Raw genomic sequence first — 11,137 nt, 5'->3', positions numbered from 1 at the left:
TACATGTGGGCCGACGACGACAAGCAGTACCAGGACGCCCGCATCATCTTCGTCGACACCGAGGTCTCCAACTGGACCTTCGACCCGGTCCGCAACCAGTACTTCTTCCACCGCTTCTTCTCCCACCAGCCGGACCTCAACTACGAGAACCCGGCCGTACAGGAAGAGGTGCTGGCCGCCCTCCGCTTCTGGCTGGACCTGGGCATCGACGGCTTCCGGCTCGACGCCGTGCCCTACCTCTACGCCGAGGAGGGCACCAACTGCGAGAACCTGCCCGCCACCCACGAGTTCCTCAAGCGGGTCCGCAAGGAGATCGACGCCGGCTACCCCGACACCGTCATCCTGGCCGAGGCCAACCAGTGGCCCGAGGACGTCGTCGACTACTTCGGCGACTACACAGGCGGCGGCGACGAATGCCACATGGCCTTCCACTTCCCCGTCATGCCCCGCATCTTCATGGCCGTCCGCCGCGAGTCCCGCTACCCCGTCTCGGAAATCCTCGCCAAGACACCCGCCATCCCCGCCGGCTGCCAGTGGGGCATCTTCCTGCGCAACCACGACGAGCTCACCCTCGAGATGGTCACCGACGAAGAACGCGACTACATGTACGCGGAGTACGCCAAGGACCCGCGCATGCGCGCCAACATCGGCATCCGCCGCCGCCTGGCCCCCCTGCTCGACAACGACCGCAACCAGATCGAGCTCTTCACCGCCCTGCTGCTCTCCCTGCCCGGATCACCGATCCTCTACTACGGCGACGAGATCGGCATGGGCGACAACATCTGGCTCGGCGACCGCGACGGCGTGCGCACCCCCATGCAGTGGACCCCCGACCGCAACGCCGGCTTCTCCTCCTGCGACCCCGGCCGCCTCTCCCTGCCGACCATCATGGACCCGGTCTACGGCTACCAGGTCACCAACGTCGAGGCCTCCATGTCCTCGCCGTCGTCCCTGCTGCACTGGACCCGCCGCATGATCGAGATCCGCAAGCAGAATCCTGCCTTCGGACTGGGGTCCTATACGGAGCTCCAGTCGTCCAACCCGGCCGTTCTCGCCTTCCTGCGCGAGTACGAGGACGACCTGGTGCTGTGCGTGCACAACTTCTCCCGCTTCGCCCAGCCGACCGAGCTGGACCTGCGCGAGTTCGACGGGAGGCATCCGGTCGAACTCTTCGGCGGGGTGCGCTTCCCCGCCATCGGCGAACTGCCCTACCTGCTCACCCTCACCGGGCACGGCTTCTACTGGTTCCGACTCGCCCGAGTCGCACCCCGCACCGGCCGACAACTGTGAGCGTGCGCCGAGGAAAGGACGCGTCACCATGCCGAAGACCGCATATCTCCACCCGATCACTGCCGACGGCATCCAGCCGATGGCGTCGCTCGGCGGACTGTTGCGGGAGTGGCTGCCGCGGCAGCGCTGGTTCGCCGGCAAGGACCGGCCCCTGACCGACCTCCGGCTGCTGTCCATGACCGAGCTGTTCCCGGGCTGTCTGCATCTGCTCGTCCAGACCGGCCAGAGCGGGGTCCCCGCACCCGGCGGCGCCACCCCGGCCGGGGACTGCTACCAGTTGCTGCTGGGCATCCAGGAACACCTCTCGCCCCGGCTCGGACGGGCGCTGATCGGCCGGGCGGACTTCGGTCCGCTGGCCGGTCTGACGGTCTACGACGCCCTCCAGGACCCCCGGTCGACGCATCTGCTCCTGGAGCGGCTGCGCCACCCCGGCACCCTGGGCCCGCTGCGGTTCGAGTCCGACGCGTCCGTGCCGGTGCCCGCCGGGCTGCCGCCGCGGCTGCTCGACGCCGAGCAGTCCAACTCGTCGGTGGTGTACGGCGACGCGTTCATCCTGAAGCTGTTCCGGCGCATCCAGCCCGGGATCAATCCCGATCTGGAGGTGCCGGTCGCGCTGGCCGGGCAGGGCTGCGGGCGGGTGCCCGCCCCCGTGGCCTGGTTCCGCACGACGCATCCGCAGGAGGCGACGCTCGGGGTGCTCCAGCCGTTCCTGCCCGGCGCCTCCGACGGCTGGGCGCTCGCGCTGCGCGCGCTCGCCACCGGCGACACCTTCACGGCGGAGGCCCACGAGCTGGGCCGGGCGACGGCGGAGGTGCATCTGGCGCTGGCCTCGGCCCTGCCGTCCACCGCCCGTACCGAGAACGACCTGACGGCGGCCGCGATGACCGAGCGGCTGGAGTCCGCCGCGCACCACGTCCCGGCCCTGCGGCCCTTCGTCGACGCCCTGCGCACCGCGTTCACCGCGCTCGCCACCTGCGACCCCGGTCCGCCGGTCCAGCGCATCCACGGCGACCTGCACCTGGGGCAGGTGCTGCGCGCCGGACGCGAGTGGTTCGTCATCGACTTCGAGGGCGAACCCTCGCGTCCGCTGGCGGAACGGCGCAGCGCGCACTCCCCCGTGCGCGACATCGCGGGCATGCTGCGCTCGTTCGACTACGCCGCCCGTCAGCGCCACCCCTGGCGCCCGGAGTGGGCCCGGCGCTGCCGGGAGGCCTTCTGCGCGGGCTACGCCGACCGGGCTGGCTGGGACCCGCGCAAGAAACACGCCCTGCTGCGCGCCTACGAGACGGACAGGGCCGTCTACGAAGTCCTGTACGAGGCCCGGCACCGACCGGACTGGATGCCCGTACCTATGGCGGCGATCGAGCGTCTCGCCGTGAGAGGAGCCTGACACCGTGGCACTGCGAGAGACCTCGCCCCCCGAGTCGGCCGGACCCGTTCCGCCGACCGCCCTCACCCTGGATCCGCAGGAGCGCCGGCGCCTGCTGTCGGGGGCGCACCACGACCCGCACGCGCTGCTCGGCGCCCATCCGGTGACGGGCGGAGTCCTCTTCCGGGTGCTGCGCCCGTTCGCCCGCTCGGTCACCGTCGTGGCGGGCGGCACGCGCGGCTCCCTGGTCTCGGAGGGCGACGGCCTGTTCTCCGCCGTACTGCCGTTCGAGGCGATCCCGGAGTACACGCTGCTGGTGGCGTACGACGACGCGGAGTACGAGGTCCACGACCCCTATCGCTTCCTGCCGGCACTGGGCGACTTCGACCTGCACCTGATCCGGGAGGGCCGGCACGAGCAGTTGTGGCAGGCGCTCGGCGCCGAGCCGATGACCCACCAGGGCGTGACCGGCACCCGCTTCACCGTCTGGGCGCCGAACGCCCAGGGAGTTCGGGTGGCCGGGGACTTCACCTTCTGGGACGGCACCCAGTTCCCGATGCGCTCCCTCGGCGCGGCCGGGGTGTGGGAGCTGTTCCTGCCGGGCATCGGCGAGGGCGCACGGTACAAGTTCGAGATCACCTCCCGGCACGGGGACCGGTTCCTCAAGGCCGACCCGATGGCCCGCCGCACCGAGGTGCCGCCCGACACGGCGTCGATCGTGACCGCCTCGCACTACGAGTGGGGCGACGCCGACTGGCTGGCGCACCGCGGGGACACCCCGGTGCACGAGGCGCCGTTCTCCGTCTACGAGGTGCACCTGCCGTCCTGGCGGTCGGGGACGACGTACCGCGAGCTGGCCGAGGAGCTCCCGGCGTACGTGAAGGACCTGGGCTTCACCCATGTCGAGCTGATGCCGGTGGCCGAGCACCCGTTCGGCGGCTCCTGGGGCTACCAGGTCACCGGGTTCTACGCGCCGACGTCCCGGCTCGGCTCGCCGGACGACTTCCGGTACCTGGTGGACGCGCTGCACCGGGCCGGGATCGGCGTGATCATGGACTGGGTGCCGGCCCACTTCCCGAAGGACGACTGGGCGCTGGCCCGGTTCGACGGGGATCCGCTGTACGAGCCCGGGGACTGGCGGCGCGCGGAGCATCCGGACTGGGGGACCTACGAGTTCGACTACGCGCGCATCGAGGTCCGCAACTTCCTGGTCGCCAACGCGGTGTACTGGTGCGAGGAGTTCCACATCGACGGGCTGCGGGTGGACGCGGTCGCCTCGATGCTCTACCTCGACTACTCCCGGGACTCCGGCCAGTGGGAGCCCAACGTCTTCGGCGGCAACGAGGACCTGGCCGCGAAGGCCTTCCTCCAGGAGATGAACGCGACGGTCTACCGGCGGGTGCCGGGCGTGGTCACCATCGCGGAGGAGTCCACCGCCTGGGACGGGGTGACCCGGCCCACCGACGGCGGCGGTCTCGGCTTCGGGTTGAAGTGGAACATGGGCTGGATGCACGACTCGCTGGCGTACGTGAGCCACGAGCCGGTGCACCGCAAGTACCACCACAACGAGATGACCTTCTCGATGGTGTACGCCTACAGCGAGAACTACGTCCTGCCCATCTCGCACGACGAGGTGGTGCACGGCAAGCAGGCGCTGGTGGCGAAGATGCCCGGCGACTGGTGGCAGCAGCGCGCGAACCACCGCGCCTACCTCGGCTTCATGTGGGCCCACCCCGGCAAGCAACTCCTCTTCATGGGGCAGGAGTTCGCCCAGGGCGGGGAGTGGTCGCAGGAACACGGCCCGGACTGGTGGCTGCTGGACCCCGCCTATGCGGCGCAGGGCGACCACCGTGGTGTGCGCGACCTCGTGCGCGACCTCAACACCGTCTACCGGGACACCCCGGCGCTCTGGCAGCGCGACACCCGGCCCGAGGGCTTCCGCTGGGTGGTCGGGGACGCCGCCGACGACAACGTGTTCGCGTTCCTGCGGTTCGCCGCGGACGACAGCCCGTTGCTGGCCGTGTGCAACTTCTCCCCCGTCGTCCGGCACGACTACGAGCTGTGGGTCCCGGACTCGGCCGACGTCTGGCGGGAGATCCTCAACACCGACGCGGCACGCTACGGCGGCAGCGACGTCACCTGTCCGGAGCCGGTCAAGCGGCTGGACGGCCGGATCACGCTCACGCTGCCGCCGCTGGCGACGGTCTGGCTGACGCCCGCGCGATGAGGGCGGGCGGTCCGGGCGCGGTGCCGTCACCGCGCCCGGACCCGCCGGTGCCCGTCCGGTTTGCCGGACCCGGGATTCAAACGGGGGCCGGTCCGGTCCGCCGTGTGGAAATGATCACGGCTCGATTACTTCTCCGTTCCCGGCCCCATCCGGTCTCTCCTGGGCTAGATTCGACCACCGTCGATAACAGTTCTCGTAGGCGGAGTCACTCCCCGTACACCCCAGGAGCCAGCGCATGCGCGACTTCGCCTTCGCTCCCCCGACCACGCCGTCCGTGGCCGGGGGACTCGCCGACACCGTCTTCGAGACGGCCGCGCGCAACCCCGCCCTGCCGCTGCTCGCCCGCCGCACGGGCACCTCGGCGAGCGCATCCTGGGAGCAGGTGACGGCCGTCGAGGTCCGGGACACGGTGGTCGACCTGGCCAAGGGTCTGATCGCGTCCGGGATCTCACCGGGCGCCCGGGTGGCCGTCATGGCACGCACCCGCTACGAGTGGACGGTCCTCAGCCTCGCGCTGTGGACGGTCGGCGCCGAGGTGGTGCCGATCCATCCCACCTCCTCCCGCGACCAGGTCGAATGGATGCTGCGCGACTCGGGCTGCGTGGGGGTCGCGGTCGAGGACGAGCAGAGCGTGATGACGGTGGGCTCGGTGTGCGCGGGGCTGCCCAGCCTGCGGCACGTCTGGCAGTTGGACGCGGGCGCGCTCGAACAGCTCGTGGAGCGGGGTGAGTTCATACCGATCACCACGGTCGACTCGCTGCGCCGCATCGTCATGCCGGACTCCACGGCGGTCATCGCCTACACCTCCGGCACCTCGGGACACCCGATGGGCTGCGCGCTGAGCCACCGCAGTCTGGCGAGCCCCTGCGACACCCTGCTCCAGGGCTGGGGCCACACGGCGGCACAGGCCGGGGAACAGGCGGCCGTCCTCGCCTTCCTGCCGTTCTCCCACGTGTACGGCCTCATGATCCAGGGCCTGTGCCTGCGCGGCGGCCTGCTCATGGGCCATGAACCCGACCTCAGTGAGGAGTCCCTGGCGTCGGCGCTGCTGTCGTTCAGGCCCACGTACTTCTACGCCGTGCCGTCGGTCTTCGAGAAGCTGTACAAGACGTTCCTGCGCACGGCCCAGCAGACGGGCCGGGGACCGCTGTTCGAGCGGGCCGCCGAGACGGCGAGGGACTTCGCCGCGGCGAACGAACGGCAGCGGCTGGGCCGGGGCTCGGGCCCCGGCCTCGACCTGCGGTTGCAGCACGCCGTGTACGAGCGGACGATCTACCGCAGGCTGCGCGGCGCACTGGGCGGCCGGGTGACCCGCGCCACCTCCGGCGGCTCACCGCTCAGCCGCGAGCTCTCCCTGTTCTACGAGGGCATCGGCATCTACGTGCACGACGGCTACGGGCTGACCGAGACCGCCGGCGGGATCACCATGCAGCCGCTGGGCCGGGAGAAGTCGGGGACGGTCGGGCAGGCGCTGCCCGGTACGGACATCCGGGTCGCCGAGGACGGGGAGATCCTGGTGCACGGGCCGTCGGTCTTCCAGGGCTACGTCAACGACGAGGCCGCCACCCGGGCCGCGCTGCGCGGCGGCTGGCTGGCCACCGGCGACCTCGGGCACCTGGACCACGAGGGCTACCTCACCATCACCGGCCGCAAGAAGGACACCATCGTCACCAGCGGCGGCAACAGCGTGGCCCCGGCCCCGCTGGAGCAGCGGCTGCGGATGCATCCGCTGGTGCACCAGGCGGTGGTCGTGGGCGACAACCGGCCCTGTGTCGGCGCGCTCATCACCCTGGACCCGGACTACCTGGCGCACTGGCGGGCGGCCCTGACCCTCCAGGGCGACACGCCCAACCGGGAGGCCCGGGAGGAGAACGCGCTGCGGGAGGAGATCGGGCGTGCCGTGGCCGCCGCCAACAGCGCGGTGTCCCGGGCCGAGTCCATCCGGGTCTTCCGGTTGCTCCCGGACCAGTTCGACCAGTCCAACGGGTTGCTGACCCCGTCGATGAAGCTGCGCCGGGACGCGATCGTCCAGCACTACGCGCAGGAGATCGAGGCGATGTACCAGGCACGCTCGCGCGTCCCGCGGCAGCCCACCGCGGAGGAGGTGCTCGGCTGGGACGACGCGGACAACATGTTCCGCTAGCACCGGCCGCCCCGGTCCGGGCGGGCGGCCCCGGTCAGCGCCGACGGCCGCGGCTCGCCCAGGCGGTGCCCACGCCCGCGAGGTGCAGGCTCAGGGCGGTCAGCCCGAGCAGCATCACGTTGGTCGATGTGAAGACGTCATTGGTGGAGATGTCCGCGGCATTGATCAGGAACGCGATGAACAGCAGGACCGCCGCAACGATGGCCAGCACGGGTTCTCCTCTTGTCAGGTCTGTCGTCTTTCCGTGACGTCCGGGTTCCCCGGAAACGCCGGGACAGCCGTCGCGGCCGCGATTTCCCTGTGTCGCGCAGCGTCAGCCCCGTCCCCGTACGCTCCGTGATCGCCCGGCGGCCCGATGTGTCCGGTCCGGGGGCCGGGGAAGGATCACCCATACGGCCGCCGCCTCGGACGCGTACGCCGCGCGCCCCCGGGAACTCGCAGAGGTGACGAAGCGAGAGAGACGGATGGGAAGGCACGACAGCCCTGCCGACGTCAGGGGTCGAAGAGAGGCGAGATGGCAGCCGAGCAGCGTGGGGACGACACACTGGCTTCCCAGGACATCGCGAGCCGCACCGTCGGCTTCGTCGGCGCGCCCGCGGACGTGACCGGTGCCCGCCTGGCCGCGGAGGACTTCCTGCGTGCCCTGGCCGGAGTCTCACCCCCGGCGGCGCCGGAGTGCTGGCACGACATCGTGCTGATCGTGACGGAGCTGGCCGCCAACGCCGTGCAGTACGCGCCGGGCCCGTTCGAGCTGCGGCTGCGCCGTACGTTCGACGGTGTGCACGTCACCCTGCACGACACCAGCACCACCCCGCCGACGCCCCGCCCCTTCAACCCCGGCACCGGTGGCGGCGGGATCGGCTGGCACCTGGTCCACGCGCTGTGCACCCAGGTCAGCGTGGTGGCCGCCGACCGGGGCAAGGACGTGCACGTCTTCCTCCCCTGGTGAGCCACCGGGCCGGGTGCGGGGCGGTGCCGGGGGTCAGTCCGTCGCGGTCCTGGGCACGGCGAGCCGCTCGTAGTGCTCCCCCACGGTCGCCAGGTACCGCGCGTCCCTCGTCTCGCTGTCGATGCGGAACCGCGGCGCCGCCTTGACCGCGCCGCCCGTACAGGCCAGCGAGACCTTGCGGGCCCTCGGGTCCACCCCGGTGACCAGACCCGCCGGGACGACGGCGCTCCTGCCGAACAGCCAGACGCCCGTGTCGACGACCAGGTGCCGCATACCGTGGGGGTCGGCCTGTCGGGCCACGTGCCCGACCGTGCCGTCCGTCGCGACGACGGCGTAGCCCGTCAGATCCTGCCCCTCGACGTGACCGCTGTCCGGTGCGTACGTCCAGATTCTGCCTGTGGCCACACTGCTCCTCCCTCTTCCTCCCGGGCCTGTGCTGCCCATGCGGGCGGCCGACGGTCGCCCGCCTGTCCCACACAGCACCAAATACCCTTTCCCCGCACGCGCATTCGGGCCCGGCAAGATCGTGCGGGGAGTCTTGGGGTCAGCGGAGGTCGAGGCAGGCGCGCGTGACGGTGCCGTGCTCGCCGGTGTGGGTGCGCACCAGGTCCGCCAGTCGGTGCACGAGGAGCAGTCCGCGTCCCCCGATCTGCTCGGGGCGTGCGGGACGGCGGCCCGCCAGCGGGTCGGTGAACCGGCCGGAGTCGCGCACCTCGCACACGATCCGGCCGCCCTCGGCCCACAGCCTGAACGTGCCCCTGCCGCCCCCGTGCACCACGCTGTTGGTCGTCAACTCCGCCACCACGAGGGCCAGATCAGGCAGCCGGGCGGCGCTCATGCCCCGGTCGCTCGCCTCGCGCACGGCGGTGTCGCGGGTGTCCGGCAGCGTCGCCGCGTCGAAGCGGACGGCGAGTGCGCGCGGCGGGGGTGGCAGCGGGAGGTTGCAGCGCTCCAGCACGCCCTGCGGGTCGTAGGCCCGGCTGACGGTCGTACGCCCCGCGTCGACGACGAGCGGGTGCGTGGCGTGCGCGTCGGCGAGCGTGCCGGCGGACAGGGCACGGGCGTCGTAGGGGCACAGGATCGTCACGGTCCTCCCCTGGAAGGCCGCGTTGATCAGCGCCTCGTGCTGGACGCAGGCCGGATACTCCTCGGCGGTCCGGCCGGGCCAGATCGGCTCCCCGACGATCCGTACCCGGAGGTCGTCGGCGACAGCGTCCGCGAACGCCCGCAGCACCGTCGGGATGATGCGGCCGGGGTTGCGGCCGACGACGGTCATATCGGTGAAGCGCACCTCGGCGGCGCGCGCGCCGAGCCCGTCCCGGACCAGTTCGAGCCTTCGCGCGGGGACGGCGACGGCCACCGGTTCCCCCGCCGCGAGGCCTTCGAGGACGAAGGGCACGATCCCGGCCCGGTACTCCTCGTCACCGCGGTAGAGGAACGCCGGGTGGACGAACGACTCCCCGGGTCTTTGCGCACGCCCGACCTGCACCACCCGCACCCCCGCCTTCCGCATCCCGCCCCTCAGCGTACGTCGTCGCCCTGACGTACCGTCGGGGCCGCCGGGTCCGGTGCGGCGGGCCCGCTTCCGCGGCCGCCGCCGCTCAAGCGACGCTTTTCGGCCACGTCTTCGAGACACACCACTTTCTTTCGCCTTTCCCTGACATGAGTTGGAGAAGCCGGGGCAGTCGACCCCTGTCAGCAACTCGTACGACGAACGGAGTGGGCGGCATGAATGCCGTGACGGCAGTGGAGCAGACGGTCGCGGACGGCCTTCGGGGCGGCCTGCCGTTCATCGACACCCCCTCTCAGGTCAGCCCGAAGGACGCGCGCGAACTCTCCCGTCGGTTCTTCGACCGGCTCGCGACCCTGGAGGAGGGCACGTCCGAGCACCAGTACGTGCGCAACACGCTGATCGAGATGAACCTCTCCCTGGTGCGCTACGCCGCCTCCCGTTTCCGCAGCCGCGGCGACTCGATGGAGGACATCGTCCAGGTCGGGACGATCGGTCTGATCAAGGCCATCGACCGGTTCGAGCTGTCCCGCGAGGTCGAGTTCACCTCGTTCGCCGTCCCGTACATCGTCGGTGAGATCAAGCGCTTCTTCCGCGACACCAGTTGGGCCGTGCACGTGCCCCGCCGGCTCCAGGAGGCCCGGGTCGAGCTGGCCAAGGCCACCGAGGAACTGCAGACGCGGCTGGACCGGATGCCGACCACGCGCGAGCTCTCGCAGCTCATGTCGCTGTCGGAGGAAGAGGTCATCGAGGCCCGCAAGGCGGCCAACTGCTACACGTCCTCCTCCCTCGACGCCGCCCTCACCGCCGACGGCGGCGCGGACGGCGAGTCGGTGCTGGCCGACTTCATCGGCGAGGAGGAACCCGCTCTGGAACTGGTGGAGAACTTCCACTCCCTGGCGCCCCTCATCGCCGAACTCGACGACCGGGAACGCCTGATCATCCATATGCGCTTCGTGGAGGAGCGCACGCAGGCGGACATCGGCAAGGAGCTCGGCATCTCCCAGATGCACGTGTCCCGGCTGATCACCCGTATGGTCCGACGGCTGCGCGCCGGACTGCTGGGTCCCGAGATCGCCTGACACCCCTGTGCCCGGTGCGGCCGCCCGAGGGCGGTGACACCGGGCACAGCCTTGTGCGGGGACACCGCCCCCGCACCGCACACCAGGACCGGACCAGGTCGTCCGCACGCGTGGAGGCAGTCGTGATACGAGCCAGCAACCCCCTGTCCGTCGAGGTCACCGTGGTCAGGGAGGACATCGCCCTGGTCGCGGTCGAGGGCCATCTGGACATCGACACCGGGACCGAGTTCCAGCACCATCTGGCCAACCAGCTCCACCACGGCCGCCGGCACTTCCTGCTCGACCTCTCCGGGGTCCCCTTCATGGACTCGTCCGGGATGAACATCGTCCTGCGGGTGTACCAGGAGGCCCGCGGGGTGTCGGGGAGCGTGCACGTCATCGCCCCCACCCCGGCCGTACGGCGGATCCTGGACCTCACCGGCGTCAGCATCACGGTCCCGGTCTCGGAGACCGTCGACGACGCCCTCGCGCTGCTCGGCACGGCGCCGGAGGCCGCTCCGGACCGACGGACCTGACGGACCACACGCCCCTGCCGGGGCGGGACGGGCGACGAGCGGCTGGGGACAG

10 protein-coding genes are annotated in these 11,137 nt (G+C 71.2%); 7 read left to right on the top strand and 3 right to left on the bottom strand.

Annotation, left to right across the window (positions count from 1 at the left end; genetic code table 11):
- From treS to ACWC24_RS18240, 4 genes are all read left to right on the top strand, one after another.
- On the top strand, nt 1–1,290 hold a 1,290-nt coding region (treS, locus tag ACWC24_RS18255), incomplete at its 5' end, for a maltose alpha-D-glucosyltransferase (RefSeq protein ID WP_450663834.1).
- A 28-nt stretch (nt 1,291–1,318) separates the two neighbouring features.
- Complete coding sequence (locus ACWC24_RS18250; protein WP_450663833.1) at nt 1,319–2,680, top strand: maltokinase N-terminal cap-like domain-containing protein; 1,362 nt, start codon at nt 1,319–1,321, stop codon at nt 2,678–2,680.
- 4 nt (nt 2,681–2,684) lie between these two features.
- Nucleotides 2,685–4,886, top strand: coding sequence for a 1,4-alpha-glucan branching enzyme (gene glgB / locus ACWC24_RS18245; protein WP_450663832.1), 2,202 nt, complete (start codon nt 2,685–2,687; stop codon nt 4,884–4,886).
- Between the two features lie 235 nt (nt 4,887–5,121).
- Nucleotides 5,122–7,029: an AMP-dependent synthetase/ligase gene (locus ACWC24_RS18240; protein ID WP_450663831.1), complete on the top strand. Its 1,908-nt coding sequence runs from the start codon at nt 5,122–5,124 to the stop codon at nt 7,027–7,029.
- Nucleotides 7,030–7,063: 34 nt separating this feature from the next.
- Here ACWC24_RS18240 and ACWC24_RS18235 read toward each other — a convergent pair whose 3' ends face one another.
- Nucleotides 7,064–7,240 carry a hypothetical protein gene (locus tag ACWC24_RS18235; protein ID WP_338017563.1) on the bottom strand — a complete coding sequence of 59 codons (177 nt, stop codon included), beginning with the start codon at nt 7,238–7,240 and terminating at the stop codon, nt 7,064–7,066.
- Between the two features lie 303 nt (nt 7,241–7,543).
- On the opposite strand from ACWC24_RS18235, the gene ACWC24_RS18230 reads away from it, so the two are divergent.
- The gene (locus ACWC24_RS18230) at nt 7,544–7,978 is read left to right on the top strand and encodes an ATP-binding protein (protein ID WP_450663830.1); all 435 of its coding nucleotides are present in this window, start codon (nt 7,544–7,546) and stop codon (nt 7,976–7,978) included.
- Between the two features lie 33 nt (nt 7,979–8,011).
- Here the strand turns inward: ACWC24_RS18230 and ACWC24_RS18225 are convergent, their stop codons facing one another.
- Both ACWC24_RS18225 and ACWC24_RS18220 read right to left on the bottom strand, forming a co-directional pair.
- Nucleotides 8,012–8,383, bottom strand: a complete 372-nt coding sequence (locus ACWC24_RS18225; protein ID WP_450663829.1) for a PRC-barrel domain containing protein — start codon at nt 8,381–8,383, stop codon at nt 8,012–8,014.
- A 139-nt stretch (nt 8,384–8,522) separates the two neighbouring features.
- Nucleotides 8,523–9,491 carry an anti-sigma factor RsbA family regulatory protein gene (locus tag ACWC24_RS18220; RefSeq protein WP_450663828.1) on the bottom strand — a complete coding sequence of 323 codons (969 nt, stop codon included), beginning with the start codon at nt 9,489–9,491 and terminating at the stop codon, nt 8,523–8,525.
- Nucleotides 9,492–9,706: 215 nt separating this feature from the next.
- On the opposite strand from ACWC24_RS18220, the gene ACWC24_RS18215 reads away from it, so the two are divergent.
- Both ACWC24_RS18215 and ACWC24_RS18210 read left to right on the top strand, forming a co-directional pair.
- Nucleotides 9,707–10,570: an RNA polymerase sigma factor SigF gene (locus ACWC24_RS18215; RefSeq protein WP_450663827.1), complete on the top strand. Its 864-nt coding sequence runs from the start codon at nt 9,707–9,709 to the stop codon at nt 10,568–10,570.
- Nucleotides 10,571–10,692: 122 nt separating this feature from the next.
- Nucleotides 10,693–11,085, top strand: coding sequence for an STAS domain-containing protein (locus ACWC24_RS18210; RefSeq protein WP_450663826.1), 393 nt, complete (start codon nt 10,693–10,695; stop codon nt 11,083–11,085).
- Nucleotides 11,086–11,137: the final 52 nt, after the last annotated feature.

Source organism: Streptomyces sp. NPDC001443 (genome assembly GCF_053597355.1).
Note: the sequence above shows the minus strand (reverse complement) of the source record. Positions and strands in the feature narration are given on the sequence as shown.